Source organism: Arthrobacter sp. NPDC058192, from assembly GCF_042883665.1.
Lineage (GTDB): Bacteria > Actinomycetota > Actinomycetes > Actinomycetales > Micrococcaceae > Arthrobacter.
Genome location: NZ_JBHVVJ010000020.1, coordinates 52,139 through 70,937 on the forward strand (window position 1 = coordinate 52,139; position 18,799 = coordinate 70,937).

Annotated in this window: 16 protein-coding genes; 9 read left to right on the forward strand and 7 right to left on the reverse strand. The window is 68.7% G+C overall.

Annotated features, from left to right (window positions below; translation table 11 throughout):
- Positions 1-40: 40 nt before the first annotated feature.
- Positions 41-1,384, reverse strand: a complete 1,344-nt coding sequence (locus ACFVVK_RS18325) for an alpha/beta hydrolase family protein (RefSeq protein WP_390270179.1) — start codon at positions 1,382-1,384, stop codon at positions 41-43.
- Between the two features lie 147 nt (positions 1,385-1,531).
- On the opposite strand from ACFVVK_RS18325, the gene ACFVVK_RS18330 reads away from it, so the two are divergent.
- The 7 genes from ACFVVK_RS18330 to ACFVVK_RS18360 all read left to right on the forward strand — a co-directional run bounded on the left by ACFVVK_RS18330 (position 1,532) and on the right by ACFVVK_RS18360 (position 8,205).
- The gene (locus ACFVVK_RS18330; protein WP_390270182.1) at positions 1,532-2,020 is read left to right on the forward strand and encodes a hypothetical protein; all 489 of its coding nucleotides are present in this window, start codon (positions 1,532-1,534) and stop codon (positions 2,018-2,020) included.
- A 44-nt stretch (positions 2,021-2,064) separates the two neighbouring features.
- Positions 2,065-2,541: a peptide-methionine (R)-S-oxide reductase MsrB gene (gene msrB, locus ACFVVK_RS18335; RefSeq protein ID WP_390270280.1), complete on the forward strand. Its 477-nt coding sequence runs from the start codon at positions 2,065-2,067 to the stop codon at positions 2,539-2,541.
- A gap of 204 nt (positions 2,542-2,745) precedes the next feature.
- Positions 2,746-4,146 (forward strand): DUF6421 family protein, encoded by a 1,401-nt coding sequence (locus tag ACFVVK_RS18340; RefSeq protein WP_390270186.1) that lies wholly within the window; start codon positions 2,746-2,748, stop codon positions 4,144-4,146.
- The gene (locus ACFVVK_RS18345) at positions 4,143-4,877 is read left to right on the forward strand and encodes an SDR family oxidoreductase (RefSeq protein WP_390270189.1); all 735 of its coding nucleotides are present in this window, start codon (positions 4,143-4,145) and stop codon (positions 4,875-4,877) included. The genes ACFVVK_RS18340 and ACFVVK_RS18345 overlap by 4 nt, the downstream gene beginning before the upstream one ends.
- Positions 4,878-4,970: 93 nt before the next feature.
- A complete protein-coding gene (locus tag ACFVVK_RS18350; RefSeq protein ID WP_390270283.1) occupies positions 4,971-6,059 on the forward strand; it encodes a threonine aldolase family protein in 1,089 nt (362 codons plus the stop codon).
- A gap of 72 nt (positions 6,060-6,131) precedes the next feature.
- Entirely contained in the window at positions 6,132-6,764 is a 633-nt protein-coding gene (locus tag ACFVVK_RS18355) for a DUF3000 domain-containing protein (protein ID WP_390270192.1), read from the forward strand.
- 70 nt (positions 6,765-6,834) lie between these two features.
- On the forward strand, positions 6,835-8,205 hold the full coding sequence (locus ACFVVK_RS18360) for an HRDC domain-containing protein (protein ID WP_390270195.1): 1,371 nt from the start codon (positions 6,835-6,837) through the stop codon (positions 8,203-8,205).
- 33 nt (positions 8,206-8,238) lie between these two features.
- Here ACFVVK_RS18360 and ACFVVK_RS18365 read toward each other — a convergent pair whose 3' ends face one another.
- Complete coding sequence (locus ACFVVK_RS18365; protein WP_390270198.1) at positions 8,239-9,108, reverse strand: hypothetical protein; 870 nt, start codon at positions 9,106-9,108, stop codon at positions 8,239-8,241.
- 660 nt (positions 9,109-9,768) lie between these two features.
- Between ACFVVK_RS18365 and ACFVVK_RS18370 the strand changes: the two genes are divergently transcribed.
- Positions 9,769-11,073 (forward strand): thiolase family protein, encoded by a 1,305-nt coding sequence (locus ACFVVK_RS18370; RefSeq protein ID WP_390270201.1) that lies wholly within the window; start codon positions 9,769-9,771, stop codon positions 11,071-11,073.
- Positions 11,070-13,238: a 3-hydroxyacyl-CoA dehydrogenase NAD-binding domain-containing protein gene (locus ACFVVK_RS18375; RefSeq protein ID WP_390270204.1), complete on the forward strand. Its 2,169-nt coding sequence runs from the start codon at positions 11,070-11,072 to the stop codon at positions 13,236-13,238. Before ACFVVK_RS18370 ends, ACFVVK_RS18375 begins: the two co-directional genes overlap by 4 nt.
- A gap of 48 nt (positions 13,239-13,286) precedes the next feature.
- Here the strand turns inward: ACFVVK_RS18375 and ACFVVK_RS18380 are convergent, their stop codons facing one another.
- The 5 genes from ACFVVK_RS18380 to ACFVVK_RS18400 all read right to left on the reverse strand — a co-directional run bounded on the left by ACFVVK_RS18380 (position 13,287) and on the right by ACFVVK_RS18400 (position 18,799).
- Positions 13,287-14,918 carry an ABC transporter ATP-binding protein gene (locus tag ACFVVK_RS18380; protein WP_390270207.1) on the reverse strand — a complete coding sequence of 544 codons (1,632 nt, stop codon included), beginning with the start codon at positions 14,916-14,918 and terminating at the stop codon, positions 13,287-13,289.
- A complete protein-coding gene (locus tag ACFVVK_RS18385; protein ID WP_390270210.1) occupies positions 14,915-15,673 on the reverse strand; it encodes an energy-coupling factor transporter transmembrane component T in 759 nt (252 codons plus the stop codon). The genes ACFVVK_RS18380 and ACFVVK_RS18385 overlap by 4 nt, the downstream gene beginning before the upstream one ends.
- Positions 15,674-15,727: 54 nt before the next feature.
- Entirely contained in the window at positions 15,728-16,549 is an 822-nt protein-coding gene (locus tag ACFVVK_RS18390; protein ID WP_390270213.1) for an ECF transporter S component, read from the reverse strand.
- 143 nt (positions 16,550-16,692) lie between these two features.
- Complete coding sequence (locus ACFVVK_RS18395) at positions 16,693-17,721, reverse strand: nucleoside hydrolase (protein WP_390270286.1); 1,029 nt, start codon at positions 17,719-17,721, stop codon at positions 16,693-16,695.
- A 100-nt stretch (positions 17,722-17,821) separates the two neighbouring features.
- Positions 17,822-18,799, reverse strand: a complete 978-nt coding sequence (locus tag ACFVVK_RS18400; protein WP_390270215.1) for an aldo/keto reductase — start codon at positions 18,797-18,799, stop codon at positions 17,822-17,824.

Sequence of the window (18,799 nt, forward strand, 5' to 3'; positions counted from 1 at the left end):
CGGCCTTCCGCACGTCGGGAGTGCAAATGTAGGCAATGAATCAGTCGGGCGGCGTGTTTCCCTCGGCGGATTCGTGGCCGCCCGGATTGGGGCGGGGTGCCAGCTGCTGGCGCAGCCAGGCCGTGACCAGCCGCTCCCAGCGCTCCGGATCCACGTTCCATTCCTTCGTGTGCCGGGCGGCGTCGAAAGCTTCGAACGTGACCATCTCCGGATTTTTCTCGGCCAGGGCGGTGGACGGCCCGTACGGGACGTACTCGTCATCCACGCTGTGCACAATCAGGGTCGGCGTCCGCAGCTCCACTGCCCGCGAGACCCAGTCCATTGTCTTGAGGTCCACGGGGGCGGCCAGCCCGGTCAGCCGCCGGCCCAGGGGGTGGCTGAGCATCAGCTGTCCGTAGCGGCCCACGGACGACGGGATCCGGTTCAGTTCCGCATGGTGGGCCAGCACGTTGACCCAATCGATCACCGGGGCGTCCAGGACCAGAGCCCGGATCAGCTGGCGATGCCGCGAGAGGTCGGCCGTCTGGAGGCAGATCGCGCCGCCCATCGACCAGCCGAACAAGACCACCTCGCGGGCGCCCTGCTGGAGGGCATAGGCGATGGCGGCCTCGACGTCGCGCCACTCCGTGGAACCCAGGCCGTACCGCCCGTCGCTGGCCGACGGCGCCAGGCCGTCGTTGCGGTACGAGATCAGCAGGCTGGGCAGGCCCAGCGCCCGGGCTGTCCCGACGGCCCGCAGGCCTTCCTGCCGGGTGGCGCCGCGTCCGTGCACCATGATGGCCCAGACGCCCGCAGCCACATCGTCCGGCGCCGGCTCGGCCCGGATCAGCCAGGCGGGCGCGGTCCCGCCTTCGACGTCGATCAGCACGTCCTCGGCCGCAACCCCGATCGCGGCCGGATCAGGAAAGGCGGCGCCGCTCCACCAGCCGCGCCGGGCGGTGGCCATGTCCCCGCTGTAGACGGTCTCGACTTCCCGGAGCACCGTGCGTTCGGCCGGCGAGTAGGACACGATCCGGCCAATGCGGGCGTGCCCCAGGCCGCCGTCGAAGAAAAACCCGTACACGCCGTCCACGGTGGACTCCGGCGTTGCGGCGAAGATGGCCTGCTGCGTTTGACCGTCGCGGATAACGGCCAGCACCTCCTGATCCGGGGCGCGGAACCTGGCCGGGGTGATGACGCGGCGCGCGAAATACAGCGCCAGGGCAGACGACCCGGCGGCCAGGACGCCCGCGGCGGCGCTGCCTCCGATGATGCCGCCCACCGCCCACTTGGCGCTGCCGGAGGCGGCTGTGGGGACCGGGCCGGGAAGGACCGGGGCGGCGGGGGCCGCCGTTCCGCGGGCGGTCCGGTGGAGGTCCGGCTGGAGGCGCAGGGAGGATGCCATGGCACCATTCTGACGGAAGGGTGCCGCAACCTTGGTATTGCCGCTGTTATGGCATTGCCTGGCCAGCGTCGCCCCTCCCGGGGACGCTGGGTGAAACCGCCGGGACAGAACCATGCAGCCCGACAGCAGCACGACTAGGCTGGGGGCATGAGTGATCCAATCGTCATATTGACAGAAGAGCCCCTGAGCGCGGATGACCGAGTCAACATTGAGACCCTGATTGCCGACGGTGACGCCCCCCTGCTGGTACTGGTTCCGGCCAACACCGAGCGGCATCTGGTGGTGGATTTCCTGGAGAACCTTTCCATGCTCGAGGTCGCCAAGGCCTTCCGTGAGCTGACGGCACACTCCGACCCCGCGGCGGAGCGGGCAGCTGCCGCCGACACCCTGGCCGCGTCGCTGGCGGCGCTGGCGGGCCTGGGCGGGGGCGTTTCCGGCGAAATCGTCGAGGGCAGGGCGGTTGACGGACTGGTGGCCAAGGTCAAGGACCTCAGCGCCGGTCAAGCCGTGGTGATTACCCGTCCGCACGCCGTGGCCGACACCTTCCACACGGACTGGGCCACGAAGGCGCAGGACAAGCTTGGACTGCCTGTCCTGCATCTGTACGCCGGTTCGGGATTTATCGGCGACTCCTGAACGTTGTTCAAGCTATGAGCATCTTCAACCACAAGTCCAAGACCATGCCCGTGACAGTGCCCTCCCCCGTGAGCGGCGAAAGCGCTGCCTCCGCCGCCGCCACGCAACAGGCGCCGGTCGAAAAGTCGGATGCCCAGTGGCGGCAGGAGCTGTCTTCGGAGGAGTACCGGGTGCTGCGCCAGTCCGGCACCGAGCGGCCCTACACCGGCGAATACTGGGACACCCACACGAAGGGCGTTTACAAGTGCCGGGCCTGCGGCACCGAGCTTTTCACCAGCAACGAAAAATTCGATTCGCACTGCGGCTGGCCTTCCTTCTGGGCACCCCTCGCCGAGGGCACCGTGCGGTACATCCATGACCGCAGCATGGGCATGGACCGGGTGGAGGTCCGCTGCGGCACGTGCGACTCCCACCTGGGCCACGTATTCGACGGCGAAGGCTACGGCACCCCCACGGACCAGCGGTACTGCATCAACTCCGTTTCACTCAAGCTCGTTCCCGCAGACGACGCCGGGCTATAGTCCCGACGGCGCCGGGCGAGAGCTGCCACACAGCCCGCGGCACCTGCAGCCCGCTCACTCCTTCGGCTGGAGCAGCCTTTCGCCGCCAGTTGCCACAGAGGTTCTTATGCTCAGTGCTGTTTTGCATTAGAGATGCTTTTTGCTTGCTACGCTCGATTTAGATCCAGCGACGCTCCACAGCAACCAGAAAGGCGACCGTCGACGATGACCACGACCGCTCTCACCGCCCCTGCCCCGCTCACGGCCAGCAACCCGCAGTGGCTGCAGCTCAAGGCTGCCGCCACGGCGCTGCAGGCCCTTCAGGAACAAGACGGGTCCGTCCCCGACGCCGCGGCGCACGAAGCCGCGGCCGGGTATGTCGAAACCATCACCGCAGCAGTCTCGGCCCTGGCCCCGGCCTTCCCGCATGACGCCCGCTACCTCGAGTTGCTCGTTGCCGACTTTGGCCGCTGGGCGGACGGTGGCTTTGGTGTGCCGGACTTCCTCGATTCGCTGCAGGCCTTCCAGCCGCAGCAGCACCGGATCAACGGGCTCCAGCACCTCGTCGTCTTCCCCATGTACACCCAGAATGGCAGCAGCAACCGCTTCGTCGAGGCCGTGCTGATCGAGGTCATCTGGCCGGAGTTCATCGGGGGACTCGAAGAGGGCGACTACTCCAACAAGCTCTTCGTCCCCATCCGTTTCCTCGACTTCACCCCGGGCTACGACACGAACTCCGCCGTCCTCTTCCCCGAAAGCGTCGCCGTCCGCCACACGCCCACCTTCACGTGGGGGGCGATCTTCGCCGACCGCGAGGCTGCCCGCTTCCGCCGCGTGCTGCGCGCGGCCGCCGAAATCACCTCGCTGCAGCTGCCCGAGGAGGCGGCGGCGCTGCTGGAGGACCAGGGCCTCACGCAGGAGACTTTCGTCATGTGGGACCTGATCCATGACCGCACCCACATGCGCGGGGACCTGCCTTTCGACCCCTTCATGATCAAGCAGCGCATGCCGTTCTTCCTCTACTCCCTTGAGGAGTTGCGCTGCGACCTCACCGCCTTCCGCGAGTCGGTGAAGATCGAGAAGGACCAGGACGCTGACCCCGAAGCCCGCCGGCACGCCAAACTGGTCCAGTACGCCGTCATCTTTGACCGCATCTTCCGCTTCGCGATCACCGGGAACCGGGTCCGGAACTATGACGGGCTTGGCGGCCAGCTGCTCTTCGCCTGGATGCACCAGCACCATGTCCTGCACTGGACCGACAGCAAGCTCAGCATCGACTGGGACGAGGCTACCGACGTCGTGGTTGAACTCGGTGCCCGGATCGAGGAGCTGTACTGGCGCTCGATCGACCGGCCCAAGATCGCCCACTGGCTTGCCGCCTACGAGCTCATCTCCGGCACGGTCACACCCCACCCGGCCTCCGTCTGGGCCAAGGGTCCGGACGCCCTCCCCCTGGCCGGCCCGCCCCGCGGCCTGACGGACCAGGTCCTCGACGACGAATTCCCGCTGTCCATGTTCTACGAGGCCCTCGAGAAGAAGATGCGGCCTGTCATTGAATCCACGGCCGGCATCATCGGCTCCTCGGATACGGGTGCAGCCACCGGCGGCGCACTGAACGCCGGATGAGTTCGGGACGCTCCTTGACCGTGCTGGTCGCGGGCGGCAGCGGGCCGTCCGGGATCGCCACGGCCCGCGCCCTTCGCGACGCCGGCCACACGGTCTTCACCGTCGGCTCGGACGCCGGCCGCATCGAGGCTGCCGCCGCCGGCGCCGGCGCCGGGGTCACGCCGCTTGTCTGCGACCTCGCCAGCATGGGCGACGTCCATGCACTGCGTGCGACGGTGGCCAACACGGCCGGAAGGGTCGACGGTGTCATCCACCTCGTGGGCGGCTGGCGCGGCGCAAAGGGCATCACCGACCAGACCGACGAGGACTGGGACTTCCTGGAACGCAATGCCGTCACGACGCTGCGGAACGTCACCCGCGTCTTCTTCGACGACATCGCCGCCTCGGACACCGGACGCTTCGCCATGGTCTCCTCCACTGCCGTCGACAGCCCGACGGCGGGGGGCGCCAGCTACGTCGCGGCCAAGGCCGCTGCCGAAGCCTGGACGCTGGCGGTCGCGGACGGCTTCCAGCGCGCGCAGTCCGGGCGCAAGGAAGACCCGGTGGAGCAGCGCAGCGCCGCCGTCATCTTCGTGGTGAAGGCCCTCGTTGACGCCGCCATGCGGGCCAGGGCCCCGGAGCGCAGGTTCCCAGGCTTCACCGATGTGGACGAACTCGCCGCTGCCGCCGTCGGCCTTTTCACCACACCCGCGGCGGATTTGAACGGGCGCCGCCTGCCGCTCGGCCGCTGAGCGCCGTCTGCCTTCCCTTCCCGTACCCGTACTCTTGCCGGGCGGCTTAACCGGCCGCCCGGACCTCTCTAGACTGAAAGCGTGAGCAAAGAGATGACAAGCACAGTAGAAACCGCCCCGGTCAGCGATTCGGCACGGCTGCATGATCCTTCGGTCCGGGGATTCGCCTCGGACAACTATTCCGGCGTCCACCCCCAAGTGCTGGCCGCCCTCGCGGCCGCCAACGAAGGGCACCAGGTCTCCTACGGCGAAGACGACTACACCGCCCGCCTGCAGCTGCTTCTGGAAGAGCACTTCGGCGAAGGCATCGAGTGCTTCCCCGTGTTCAACGGCACCGGCGCAAACGTCTTGTCCCTGCAGTCCCTGCTGCCGCGGTGGGGTGCCGTCATCTGTGCCGCCACGGCCCACATCAACATGGACGAAAACGGCGCACCGGAGCGGATCGGCGGGATGAAGCTCCTGCAGGTGCCGACTGCGGACGGCAAACTCACCCCGGAACTGATCGACCGCGAAGCCTGGGGCTGGGGCGACGAGCACCGCGCCCAGCCGCTCGCGGTCTCCATCACCCAGACCACCGAGCTGGGCACGTGCTACACCCCCGACGAGGTCCGGGCCATCGCCGAACATGTCCACTCCAAGGGCATGAAACTGCACATGGACGGCGCCCGGCTGGCCAACGCCGCCGCGCACCTGGGTGTCCCGCTGCGGGCCTTCACCCGCGACGCCGGCGTCGACATCCTCTCGTTCGGCGGCACGAAGAACGGCCTGTTGTTCGGCGAGATCGTGATCGCCCTGAACCCGGACGCCGCCCATGGCCTGGCCTACCTCCGCAAAATGAACATGCAGCTGGCCTCCAAGATGCGGTTCATGTCCGCCCAGTTCATCGCACTGCTCGAGGACGAGCTGTGGTTGCGGTCAGCCTCGCACGCCAATGCCATGGCCGCCCGGCTGCGGGCCGGCGTCGAGGGTATCCCGGGCGTTGAGCTGAGCCAGCAGACGGAGTCCAACGGCGTCTTCGCCGTCCTGCCCGCCGGCGTCGCGGACCGGCTGCGCCAGTCCTTCCGCTTCTACGACTGGAACGAGGCGGCCCGCGAGGTCCGCTGGATGTGCTCCTTTGACACTACCGAGGAAGACGTTGATTCATTCATCGCGGCTATCAAGCGCGAACTCGCTGCCGCCTGAGCCCTGCGCGGCTTCCCCTGCCCGGCGGCGAGCCTGCCGGGCAGGGGCCGGGCCGTTGCATAATCTTCCACAGTGAGCTCCCTCGATCAGGTTCCGGCAGATTTCCTCTTCGCCCTGGGGACCCTTCGACAAGCACGCTGCCGCAGCGAATTGCACCTGGATGAGATTCCGGCGCCGTCCCGGCTGGCGCCCTTCGCGGTGGCCCTGGGCGCCGAGGTGATCGGCCCCGGCGGCGCCAACGGCGCGGTCCACGGCCCGGCGGCGGCTGCCCTCGCCCCGGCGTCCGGCGGCGACGACGTCGAACTCGCCACCGGCCGCTTCATCCTGCTGCACGATCCCGACGGCTCCGACATCTGGGACGGGCAGTTCCGGATCGTCACGTACATCCGGGCCCAACTGGAACCCGAGATGGGCAACGACGAGATGCTGGGGTCAGTTGCCTGGGCGTGGCTGGTGGAAGCACTGGAAAACCATGGAGCGCCCTACCGTTCCGCCGGCGGTACTGCCACCCGGGTGCTATCCGAGAGCTTCGGAACGCTGGCGGACCGGCCCGACTCCATCGACATCGAACTCCGTGCGTCGTGGACTCCCGCCACTCCCGACATCACGTCGCACCTGGAGGCGTGGTCGGACATGGTCTGCACCTTCGCCGGTCTGCCGCCGCTGCCGGAGGGCGTGACCGCGCTGCCCCGGCGGCCCCGCTGACACGCGAGAGCCGATTCGTGGGCGCCGCTCACGGCCTTCCCCGCCGCGTTGTCGGTAAACTGTAGAGATCATGACCCCTAAAATTCCGGAAATCACCACGGCCGGCGCCGTTCCAGGTGCGGCTGAGGCCGCTGACACCACAGCCCACATCACTGTGGAAGGCTTCGACAGTCTGGTCCCCGAAGTGATCGACCTCGATGCGCCCCGTGACGGGGTGCCGCTGGTCATTGAAACCCAGGCCGGACTCGAACGCTGCGCCGCGGCCCTGGCCGCTGGCCACGGCCCCGCGGGGGTGGACGCGGAGCGCGCCTCCGGCTTCCGCTACGGCCAGCGGGCATTCCTGGTCCAGATCCGCCGCGAAGGCGCCGGAACCTGGCTGATCGACCCAGAGCCCTTCGGCGACCTGCGCATCATCAACGACGCCCTGCGCGGCGTCGAATGGATCCTCCACGCCGCGAGCCAGGACCTGCCGTGCCTGTTCGAACTCGGCATGTGGCCGGACAAGCTCTTCGACACCGAACTCGCCGCCCGTCTGGCCGGGCTGCCCCGGGTTGGCCTGGCCGCAGTCATCGAACAACTCCTAGGCTTCGGCCTGGCGAAGGAGCACTCGGCTGCCGACTGGTCCACCCGGCCCCTGCCCGAACCCTGGCTGCGCTACGCCGCGCTGGACGTCGAGGTCCTCACCGAACTGCGGGAGGAACTCATCGAACTCCTCGTGGCCGACGGCAAGCTCGACTACGCCGAGCAGGAATTCGCCGCCATCCTCGACGCCGGGCTGGCGCCGCCACGCGTGGACCCGTGGCGCAAGACCTCGGGACTGCACCAGATCCGGGACCGCCGGCAGTTGGCCGCCGTCCGCGAGCTCTGGCTCGAGCGGGATTCCCTGGCGCAAAAGCGCGATGTCGCCCCGGGCAGGCTCATCCCCGACTCCGCCCTCGTTGCGGCGGCCAAGGCGATGCCCTCCACCGTCCCGCAGCTTTTGGGCACCAAGGGCTTCCACGGCCGGGCGGCCCAGCGTGAGGCGCCGCGGTGGCTTCGCTGCATCAGCACAGCCCGGGCCCTGGACGAACTCCCGCCGCTGCACCTGCCCACCAACGCTCCCCCGCCGCCGCGGGTCTGGGCAGACCGGGACCCGGAGGCCGCCGCGAGGCTCGCCACGGCACGGCCCAAGCTGCAGGCCAAGGCGGAGGAACTGAACCTGCCGGTGGAAAACCTGCTGACTCCGGACTACCTTCGACGGGTGGCCTGGCGTCCGCCGGCCGAGGTCAGCGAAGAAGGTGTGGCCGAGGAGCTGCAGAACCTTGGTGCGCGCCAGTGGCAGATTGAAATCACCGCTCCGCTAATCACTCAGGCGTTCGTGCATCCGCAGCCGCTCCCGGCAAAGGACGCCAAGGCGGCAGCGCCCGCAGCCTTGGACGACGCCGCCCCGCCGGCCCAGTAGCGCTTCCACCAGCGGCTCGCTCCGGCCAGGCAATCAGCCGGTGGCAGCCGGTGAAGTTGACGTTGAAGTTGTCCCAGGGGACGCTGAACCAGTGCCGGGCGAGGCTGAGCCCGAAGCCGCTCCGGGGCCGCCGGCCGTCTGGGTTGCAACTTCGGCGGGGGCCGTCTTAGCATAGTCGGTCGGGTTCACCTGGTAGGCGTGCTTGTCGAGAGCCAGCGCCTGGCGGTTGACCTCCTGCAATTGGGCGTCTGTGAGTTTCTCCGCCTTGACCAGATCCAAGGTCTCTTGATTGTCGCCGCCAACTGCCGTCACTTTCACCAGGCCCGTGCCTGCCGAATAGAACTTCCGCTGGTGGCCGACTTGGGGCTCCAGCGGATTGCGTTCATCGATGACCAGCACATCGTTGTAGCACCCGCTGGGAACACACACTCGCTGGTTCTCCTTGACGACAACCCCGCAATCCAGAAATTTCACTGCAGGCGCGTGCGCCTGCACATAGCTCGGCGTGCCGACCCGGGGTTCGCCCTGCATGGCCATCCCCGCCTGGGCCCCTGAAAGCCCGCTCAGAAACGTGTTGGGCGCGCCGACGAATTTTCCGTTTTCGAACTCTTCCGGGTACTCCCCGAAAAGCCAGACTTCTCCAGAGTCCGTCTGGGCAAAGAAAGCCAGCTCGGACTCCACCAGTTCACCGTCGGCATAGTCCCGGTCCCACATCACCTGCGTCTTTACGCCGTCTATCACCTTGGTCAGGCCGGTCACCGTATGGGTCACCGTGCGCTTGGCGGTCCCTTCTGCACTCGCGACCGTGCCCGTTGTGGTGTATTGCATGCCAGGCGCCAGGGGGAACCACTTGTTGTCGACCTTCGGCGACGCGTGGAAGGCGCCGCGGTCGAAGCTGAGCACCGTCCCCCGCCCGCAAAGGCCAGCGGCCACAGGCGTGCCTGCCGGTGTGCGCGTCGGCGTCGGTGTGGGGGACGCAGTTTCCGCCGACGGCGGTGCCGTACCAGGAGCCCCCGTAGTCGTGGCTTGCGCCGGGCCGCCGTTTTGCGGGGAACAAGAAGTCAGTGCGGACATGGTGAAAAGCAACAGGAAACCGGACCAAACTGCCGTTAGTCGCGGGTGTGGCTGGAACATGATTCTGGCCTTTCGCCGTTGGAACTGGATGGGCTTCCAGCAACTGCCCTCGCTGCTTGGAACTCACCCTTCGGGCAGTGCTCTTGACATCGCGCGGTCACAAACGCAGGTCGCCCGGAGTGGCGCGGGCAGGGGGTCTCTTATAGCGACCCACAGAGACAAGGACCCGAAGGGCTCAGCCTCCTCTCCTCACCTGTTGCCGGGGCCGGTTTCGGACGGTGTGGAAACAATATGATGGCCCTGTTGGCGTTGTTTGAAAAGACGGTTGCAGTGATTGCCGGCCTCGTGGGTCGGACGGTGTCCGGTTACTTCTTGCCAGCTTTGTTACTCGTCAGTAACATGGTGTCTGATGTCGCCCGGATGCGCCGTCGCCTTCGGCATTTGGCGGCCGCCGCGGTCCGCCGCCCATGTCTCGATGAGGAGTTACACGTGAGCCCAGCCCCCAGCACTGGAATACCCAGCGCAAATCCCCGGACCGCCATTCCCCGCGCTGTGCGCGAGGTCGTCTTTGTCGACGGCGTCCGCACCCCCTTCGGCCGCGCGGGCGAGAAGGGAATCTACGCCGGCACCCGCGCCGACGACCTCGTCGTCAAGTGCATCCGCGAACTGATGCGGCGCAACCCGGCGGTCCCGGCGGCACGGATCGACGAAGTTGCCATTGCCGCCACCACCCAGACGGGCGACCAGGGCCTGACCATCGGCCGCACCGCCGCCCTGCTGGCCGGCCTCCCCCGCACGGTGCCCGGGTTCGCCATCGACCGGATGTGCGCCGGCGCCATGACCGCGGTAACGACGACGGCGAGCGGCATCGGGTACGGCGCCTACGACGTCGTCATTGCAGGCGGCGTGGAACATATGGGCAACCACCCGATGGGCGCCGGCGCCGATCCCAACCCGCGCTTCCTGTCCGAGCGCCTCGTCGACCCGGCCGCCCTGAACATGGGCAACACGGCGGAAAACCTGCATGACCGCTTCCCGGCCATCACCAAGAACCGCGCCGACGCCTACGCTGTGGCCTCTCAGGACAAACTGGCCGCCGCGTACGCCAAAGGCCAGATCCAGCGGGATCTCGTGCCGGTCGCCACCATGAAGCCTGGCCAGGGCTGGACGATCCATACCGTGGATGAGCCGCCGCGGCCGGGAACGTCACTGAAGGACCTTGCCGCGCTGAAGACCCCGTTCCGCGCCCACGGCCGGGTCACCGCCGGCAACGCCGCCGGGCTCAACGACGGCGCCACCGCGGCCCTGCTCGCCTCCGCCGAGGCTGCCGAGGAACTCGGCCTGCCCGTCCGGATGCGCCTGGTCACCTACGCCTTCGCCGGCGTCGAACCCGAGGTCATGGGCATCGGACCGGTCCCGGCCACCGAAAAGGCGCTCAGGAATGCCGGGCTTGGCATCGGGGACATTGGGCTCTTCGAGATCAACGAGGCCTTCGCCGTCCAGGTGCTCAGCTTCCTGGACCACTTCGGGATTGCCGACGACGACCCCCGGGTCAACCGCTACGGCGGCGCGATCGCCGTCGGACATCCGCTCGCGTCCTCCGGGGTCCGGCTGATGAACCAACTGGCCCGGCAGTTCGAAGAAGATCCCGCGGTCCGCTTTGGGCTGACCGCCATGTGCATCGGCCTGGGCATGGGTGCCACCGTAATCTGGGAGAACCCGCATCACGCGGACTACGGTATCGAGACAAACCCGGCAGGGACCACCGCCACCGAGACTGGAGCCACAGCATGAGCGCCGCTGATTTCCGCAAGCTTGCCGATCTCTTCCCGAACGAGACGGTCACCCACTCCTATGTCCAGGACATCGCGCTGCCGCCAGTCGACGGGAAGAGCCCCGGCACTTTCGCGCTGGTCACGCTCGACAACGGTCTGGACCACTCCAAGCCCACCACCCTCGGTCCGAACACGCTGATTGAACTCGGCACGGTCTTGGAAGATCTCAGGGAACGCGCAGCCCGCGGCGAGATTGCCGGCGTCGGCGTGACCGGCAAGCCCTACTTCCTCGTGGCCGGCGCCGACCTTTCCACGGTCAAGTCGGTCACTGGACGCGAGCAGGGCCTGTGGATGGCGCAGCTGGGCCACGACGTCTACTCGACCCTGGCCAATCTGGGCGTGCCGAGCTTCGCGTTCATCAACGGCCTGGCTCTGGGCGGCGGCCTGGAGATCGCGCTGCAGTCCACCTACCGCACGGTCTCCACCGGAGCCGGCGCGCTTGCCCTGCCCGAGGCGTTCATCGGACTGATCCCGGGCTGGGGCGGGGTCTATATCCTGCCCCGGCTCATCGGGCCCGAGAACGCGCTCAAGGTGATGATCGAAAACCCGCTCAGCAACAACCGCACGCTCACCGGCCCGCAGGCTTACGAACTCGGCGTGGCGGACGCGATGTTCGAACCGGCGGACTTCCTCGAGCAGTCCGTCGCGTGGGCGGCCCAGGTCCTTGCCGGCGCGGTGCCGCCGGAGCGGGCCAACGCCGTCGACCCTTCCGATCCGGAGGTCGCGGCCCGCTGGGCGGCCGCCATCGCCAAGGGCCGCGCTTTCGTGGAGGCCAAGACCTCCAACGCCTCGCCGGCGCCGGCGAAGGTCCTCGAGGTGATGGAAGCCAACCGGGCCATGACACAGGCCCAGTCCGCGGCGCTCGAATGCGAGACCCTCGCGGACCTCATGCAGACCGACGAGTTCCGCTCCACCGTCTATGCTTTCCTGGACCTCGTGCAGCGGCGCGCCAAGCGCCCGGCCGGGGCGCCGGACCGCAAGCTCGCCCGCCCGGTGACGAAGATCGGCGTCGTGGGCGCCGGGCTGATGGCGAGCCAGCTGGCCCTGCTCTTCGCCCGCCAGCTCAAGGTTCCGGTGGTGCTGACGGACATCGACCAGGCCCGCGTGGACAAGGGTGTGGGCTACGTCCACACCGAGGTGGACAAGCTGCTGGCGAAGAAACGGATCAGCTCCGACGCCGCCAACCGCACCCGCGGGCTGGTCACAGGATCTGTTTCCAAGGAGGCTTTCGCCGACGCCGACTTCGTCATCGAGGCCGTGTTCGAGGAACTCAACGTCAAGAAGCAGGTCTTCAAGGAGGTCGAGGCGATCGTCTCACCCGAGTGCATCCTCGCCACCAACACCTCCTCGCTCTCCGTCACCGCGATGGCCGAAGATCTGGAACACCCCGGGCGACTGGTCGGCTTCCACTTCTTCAACCCGGTGGCCGTCATGCCGCTGCTGGAAATTGTCCGCGCGCCAAAGACCGACGACGCCGTACTGGCCACCGCGTTCGAGCTCGCGAAGGGGCTCAAGAAGTCGGCGGTTCTGGTCAAAGATGCCCCGGCGTTTGTAGTCAACCGCATCCTGCTGCGCCTGATGGGCGAGGTGACCGCGGCCTTCGACGAGGGCACTCCCGCCAAGGTGGCGGACAACGCACTGCGCCCGATGGGCCTGCCCATGACACCGTTCGTCCTCGGCGCCATGGTGGGCCTGCCTGTCGCGCAGCACGTCCAGGAATCCCTGCACGCCGCCTTCCCGGACCGCTTCACCGTCTCAGGGAACCTCCAGGCGCTGATCGACAACGGCGTGAAGTCCATCTGGGACCCTGCCTCGGTCACGGCCGGCAACCCCTACGTCCCGGCCGAGACCCTCGCCCTGATGTCCTTCGGAACCACCCCGTCCACCGCGGAGGAGGTCCTGCGCCGCACCCAGGACGCCTTGGCGGAGGAAATCGGGCTCATGCTCGAGGAGGGGGTGGTGGCCGGCCCGGAGGACATCGACCTTTGCATGATCCTGGGCGCGGGCTGGCCGATGTTCCTTGGCGGCATCACCCCGTACCTGGACCGTGTGGGGGCCGCAGAGCGGGTCAACGGCAGCAAGTTCCTGGCGCCCGGCGTGGCCTCGGAGCCCGCCACGGCCTGATCCGCCGGGCTGGGCCACCGCCCCTCGGCAGGGTCTTCACGGGCGCCCTCAAGCGTCCCGCAGGATTCCGCCGTCGAGCTCCAGGACACGGTGCGCGGCGGCCCGGGCGTAGGCGAGGTCGTGGGTGACCAGCACGACGGCGGTCCCTCGCGCCGCGGCGGCGCTCACGGCCCGGCCCAGCCGTTCCAGTCCGCGCGCGTCCAGTCCTACGGTGGGCTCGTCCAGGGCCAGCACTGCCGGCTCGCGGGCCAGCACCGTGGCCAGGGCGAGCAGCCGCTGCCGCGAGGCGGGCAGTTCGGCCGGGTGGATGGCCTCGTCAGCCGTGGAGAGGCCGACGACGGCCAGCGCCGCCCGCGCCCGGCCCTCGGCTTCGGCCTTCCCGAAGAGCTGCCGGAGTCCGAACGCGGCTTCCCGCAGGACGGTCCGTTCGAAGAGCTGGTCCCGGGGGTGCTGGAAAAGCAATCCGACCGAGGCCGCAACCCTTCCCACCGGCACGCCGGCGATGCTGCGCCCGCAGACCCGCACCACCCCTTCGGTTGGGCGCAACAGTCCGTTGAAGTGCCGCAGCAGGGTGGATTTGCCGGCACCGTTGGGACCGGTCACCGCGACGATCTCCCCCGGGCGCACAGTGAGTTCCAGGTTCTGCAGCACCCTCCGGGCCGCCTGTTCTTGCGGCGCGATGCCCCGCCGCCGCGGGGCATCCCGCCGCAGGGGGTTGAGTTGTTGGGGGTTGAGCTGTTGGGGGTGGAGGCCATAGCTGAACCCGACGCCGCGGAGTTCGAGCGGTGCCGGCCCAGGGCTGAGCGCGCGGTTGCGGGCGGGGCTGAGGGCGGCGGCAGGCAGCAGACCATGGCCGGGGACTGCCGCGGCGCCCGGCACACCGGTGTGCTCCAGCTCGGCCGAGCCGATCAGCTGTGCCGGCGTGCCGGCGGCGGCGACCGTCCCGCCGTCCAGAACAGTCCAGTGTGCAGCCTCGCGGGCGAGGGCGTCGGCCACCTGGCTCAGCAGCACGACGCCGGTCGGGGCGCCTGTCGGGTCGCGGGTCGGGTCGCTGTGTCCTGCGCCGCAGAGGCTGCCGACCAGGTCCCGGATCTGCGCGGCTCCCGTGGCGTCCAGCGACGCCAGCGGCTCGTCGAGAATGAGGATGTCCGGTTCCGCGATGACGGCGCAGGCGATGGCGAGCCTGCGCAGCTCTCCACCGGAGAGCGTGGCCGGGTCCCGGTCCAGCAGCCCCGTCAGGCCGGTCCGTGCGGCGGTGCGTTCCACGGCGTGGAGCATGTCCCCCCGTGGCACCGCGCGGTTTTCCAGGCCGAAGGCCAGTTCTTCCGCAACGGTGGCGCGGACCGTGGAGAGCATCGCGGCAGCGTCCTGCGGGACGAAAGCCACGCGGCGGGACCATTCTGCCGGGTTGATGCGGGGATCCTCGGGCAGCCCGCGGAAGTCCACCCGGGTGCCGTCGAGCTCTAGGCTGCCGCGGAGTTGTCCGGCGTGGCCGGCCCGGAGCCATCCGGCCAGCAGCTTACCGAGCGTGGATTTTCCGCTCCCGGAACCGCCCAGGACGGCGGTCAGGGAACCGGGCAGAACCGAAAGCGCTACATCGCGCAACGCCGGTGTGTTCTCGCCGTGGAATGTGAAAGCGTCGATCCGGGCCTGGAGGGCCGTACCCACGGCCGCAGTCATGCCGTTCCTCCGGCCGGCCAGGACGTGATGATCCGGGCAGCGACGGCTGCCACCGTGAGCACGAGTGCCGCTACCCGGAAGCGCCGCTGGACGGGCGGGTCGGCCACGTCGCGGTAGCTGGTGCGGGGTCCCGGGTTGCCGAAGCCGCGTGCTTCCAGGGCCTGGGCGCGGCTGCCGGCGTCGTCCATCAGGGCCAGAACCAGCGGCACCATCTGCAGGCGAAGTGCACCGAGGCGGGCCAGCAGCCCGCCTTGGACCACCATCCCGCGCGTTTCCTGGGCCTGCCGGATCCGGTCCAGGCGGCGGGCGACGGCCGGCAGGAGGGTGAGGGTGGAGGCCATCACGAAGCCGAACTGCGGCGGGATTTTGCGCGCCGCGAGGGCCGCGAGGAGGTCCGGAACGCTGACTGTGAAGGAGAACAGCAGCAAAACGAGCACGCAGGCCGTGGTCCGCGTTCCCACCTCAAGCGCAAAACCGAGGCCTTCTGCCGTGACCCGGGCCGGGCCCCATTGGGCCAGGACGGTGTGGCCTTCGGGGAAGAAGAGACCATGCAGCACCAAGAGCGACAGCCACAGGGGCACCAAAATCACGACCGCCGCGGCCAGGACCTTCCGCGCAGCTCCACAGCGCACCGCGAGGACCGCCGCGGCAAGTGCCACGGCGACCGACAGCGGCCAGCTTGCTGCCGCCGTCGTGATGACAGCCGTGCAGGCGGCCGCGGTCAGCGCGGTGAAGGGGTGGAGACGGGCGGTCACTGCATCATCCGGTCCCGGCGCTAGGTCAAAGGTAGCCGCCACAGGGTCAGCGGGTCAGGCGTCCGGTGTGGACGGGCCCTTACCGGCAAGTACGCGGAATCGCCGGACGAACGGGAACTGGAAGGTGGTGCGGCGGGGCAGCGCGTAGGCCAGCAGTGCGGCAATCGCGAAGACGATCGCCTTGTCCATGGGATCGGAGATCAGTGCCTGCTTGGTGATGGCGGCCAGGAGCGTGTCCCCCATGGCACGGAAGGCACTGACGATCGCCCCGGTGCCGAGGCCCGACGTGCCGCCAAAGACGAAGGCCGCGATCGGGGCGGAGACGACGCCGGCCAGGATGCCGGTGATGAACCCGGCCACGGGTGCAAGGTAGAAGCGGCGGAACAGCCCGGCCCGGGCTGCCATGCCGGCAAGAAAGCCGATCAGGGCGGCACCGGCGGCGAAGGGCAGCACGGTTGGATTGAAGAAGGACCAGACGATGCTGCTCAATGCGCCCGTGGCGGCGCCGGCGGCCGGACCGGCGAGGACGGCGATCAGGACAGTGCCGATCGCGTCGATGTAGAACGGCAGGCCGGTACTGCCCATGAGCTGGCCGAGGACCACGTTCAGGACCAGCGCCACCGGGATGAGGACCAAGGTGGAGGTGGGCAGGACCGGCAGGACGGCGGCAATCAGCAGCACCGCGCCGAGCAGGAAGCCGCCGAGCGCCACGAGCGCCGAGAAGCTGGCCGGGCCGTTGGCGATATCAGCCGGCTGCGTGAGCACCAGGAAGATGTAGGTGGCGGCGATGGCCACGGCGCCGGCGATTTCGAGCAGGCGGCGGCCGCGGCCGGCCGCCTGTCCAGGGGTGGTGACGGTCAGTGCTGGCTGTGACATGGGTTGTTCCTTTGGCTGGGTGCGACAACATCCGCCTCATGTCACCTCGGCGCAGCTACCATCCTAGCGAGCAGCAACCAATCTAGCGATCCGGGACCGTGCCGGAAACGTCCACAGCTCCCGGCGGCCCAGGAGCCGGTAGCCTAGGCGCCCGGAGGCGCGCTGCCCACGGCCCGTGCGAGGACACCGATCGAGGAGATCAGCTCGTCAAAGCAGCGCCCGGGGTTGTTGTCGGCGACGATCCTGGCGTTGGGCGGCAAGCCCCACAAACCGCGGTAGTCGGCCACCGTGGTGCCGATCAGCACCGGCGAGTCCGTTTCGACGTCGACCGTGGCCAGCCGGGTGGTGAACGGTGTCCGTCCCACGGCGGCGCAGGCCGCGAAGGCGTCGTGCACGTGGGCCACGTAGCCCTGGTCGTAAAGCCGGTGGAATTCCATGTAGAACCGCAAGGCGTCGGACAGGCAGGCGACCAAGGGGTTGCCGGAGGTGCTGCGCAGGCCCTCGGGCTGCTCCGAAAGGACGAGTTCGGGCTCCGGGGCGCCGGCGGCTTCACCGAGGCGGCGAAGGTGCTCCGGGCGCATCTCGATCCGCTCGGTGGTTTCCAGCGCACAAACGATCGGCAGCTTGTCCTCCGGCAGCCCTCGGTAGGCGGCGAACACCTCCTTGGCGGCGTGCGGATCCACCGAGGTGTTCCATTCGGCCGTGGGTGTCGTGTTGCCCTGGTAATAGAAGCACCCGCCCATGATGACGAGTCCCTTAAGCAGCTGCGGGAGTTCCGGTTCGCGGCGCAGGGCAAGGGCAAAGTTGGTCAGCGGTCCGGTGATCAGGCCGGTGATCTGCCCCGGATGCGCCCGCACCTCGTCCACCCAGACGTCGACGGCGTGCCGCGCCGAGATCTGCTGTGCGGGAGCCGGCAGCTCGGCGTAGCCGATCCCCTGCGGGCCGTGGGTTTCCTCGGTGGTGACCAGCGGGATCTCCAGCGGAACTTCGGCGCCGATGGCCACCTCGATGCCTTCCCGGCCGCACAACTCCAGCAGGGCCAGGTTGTTCAGCGCCACCTGCCGGGCCCCGACGTTCCCGGCGGTGCAGGTGATGGCCTGGAGGCGGACCTCGGGCCGGGACAGCAGGTAGACCAGGGCCAGGGCGTCGTCGATTCCGGTGTCGACGTCCATGAGGATTGTCTGCGTGGCGGCGGGGGCCGCCGGCGGGTTCCTCACGCGGTACCCCCCGGAACTGGAACGGTTGCGTCAGGGCCGCCCAGATCGGGACCGCTCAGAACAGCGCCACCTTCGGCGTGCGCGGGAAGAGGTCGTCCAGCTCGGCAAGTTCGGCGTGGTTGGGCTTCCAAGCCACCGCGGCGGCGTTCTGGCGCACCTGCTCCGGCGTGGTGGCACCGGCGATGACGCTGCTGACGGAGGGCTGGGCGGCGAGCCAGGAGAACGCCACCTGAACTTCGTTGAGACCCCGCGCGGCAGCGAATTCACTGAAGGCACCGAGCTGTTCCCAGTCGGCGTCGTGGACCAGGTTGGTGCGGGTGTGGCTGAGCCGGGACCCCTCGGGAGCCTTGCCGGCCGAGTACTTCCCGGTGAGCAGCCCGTTGGCGAGGGGGAAGTACGGCAGGACGCCGATGCCGTAGGCCTCGGCGGCGGGGGTCACCTCGAGTTCCGCGCGGCGGTCCAGCAGGTTGTAGTGGTTCTGGCTGGAGATGAAGCGTGCTCCCCCGCGGGCACGTGCCACATACTCGGCCTCGGCGATCTGCCAGCCGGCACGGTTGGAGTGGCCGATGTAACGGACCTTGCCGCTGCTCACGAGGTCCTCGAGGGCGGAGAGGGTTTCATCGATGGGCGTCAAGGGGTCCGGGGTGTGGAACTGGTAGAGGTCGATCCAGTCCGTGCCGAGCCGGCGCAGTGAAGCTTCCGCCGCTTTGATGATGTAGCGGCGGGATCCGCGGGCGCCGAAGTCCTCGCCGTTGGCGCCGCGCATGTCCATGCCGAATTTGGTGCCGATGACGGCGTCGTTCCGGCGGCCGCCCAGGGCCTGGCCGAGCATCGACTCGCTGAGTCCGGGCTCCCGGCCGTAAGTGTCCGCGACGTCAAAGAAGGTGATTCCGGCGTCGAGCGCGGCATGCACGACGGCGTCGGTGCCCTCCTGCGATTCAGTCACCGTCCCGGACCGGCCCAGGTTGTTGCAGCCAAGTCCCACGACCGAGACGGATAGTCCGGAATTTCCCACGCGGCGGTATTCAGTCAT

Coding starts and splice junctions, on each gene's coding strand:
- ACFVVK_RS18325 (WP_390270179.1), bottom strand. CDS start 1,384: ATGGCATCCTCCCTGCGCCTCCAGCCGGACCTCCACCGGACCGCCCGC.
- ACFVVK_RS18330 (WP_390270182.1), top strand. CDS start 1,532: ATGAGTGATCCAATCGTCATATTGACAGAAGAGCCCCTGAGCGCGGAT.
- msrB (WP_390270280.1), top strand. CDS start 2,065: ATGCCCGTGACAGTGCCCTCCCCCGTGAGCGGCGAAAGCGCTGCCTCC.
- ACFVVK_RS18340 (WP_390270186.1), top strand. CDS start 2,746: ATGACCACGACCGCTCTCACCGCCCCTGCCCCGCTCACGGCCAGCAAC.
- ACFVVK_RS18345 (WP_390270189.1), top strand. CDS start 4,143: ATGAGTTCGGGACGCTCCTTGACCGTGCTGGTCGCGGGCGGCAGCGGG.
- ACFVVK_RS18350 (WP_390270283.1), top strand. CDS start 4,971: ATGACAAGCACAGTAGAAACCGCCCCGGTCAGCGATTCGGCACGGCTG.
- ACFVVK_RS18360 (WP_390270195.1), top strand. CDS start 6,835: ATGACCCCTAAAATTCCGGAAATCACCACGGCCGGCGCCGTTCCAGGT.
- ACFVVK_RS18375 (WP_390270204.1), top strand. CDS start 11,070: ATGAGCGCCGCTGATTTCCGCAAGCTTGCCGATCTCTTCCCGAACGAG.
- ACFVVK_RS18380 (WP_390270207.1), bottom strand. CDS start 14,918: ATGACTGCGGCCGTGGGTACGGCCCTCCAGGCCCGGATCGACGCTTTC.
- ACFVVK_RS18390 (WP_390270213.1), bottom strand. CDS start 16,549: ATGTCACAGCCAGCACTGACCGTCACCACCCCTGGACAGGCGGCCGGC.
- ACFVVK_RS18395 (WP_390270286.1), bottom strand. CDS start 17,721: ATGGACGTCGACACCGGAATCGACGACGCCCTGGCCCTGGTCTACCTG.
- ACFVVK_RS18400 (WP_390270215.1), bottom strand. CDS start 18,799: ATGACTGAATACCGCCGCGTGGGAAATTCCGGACTATCCGTCTCGGTC.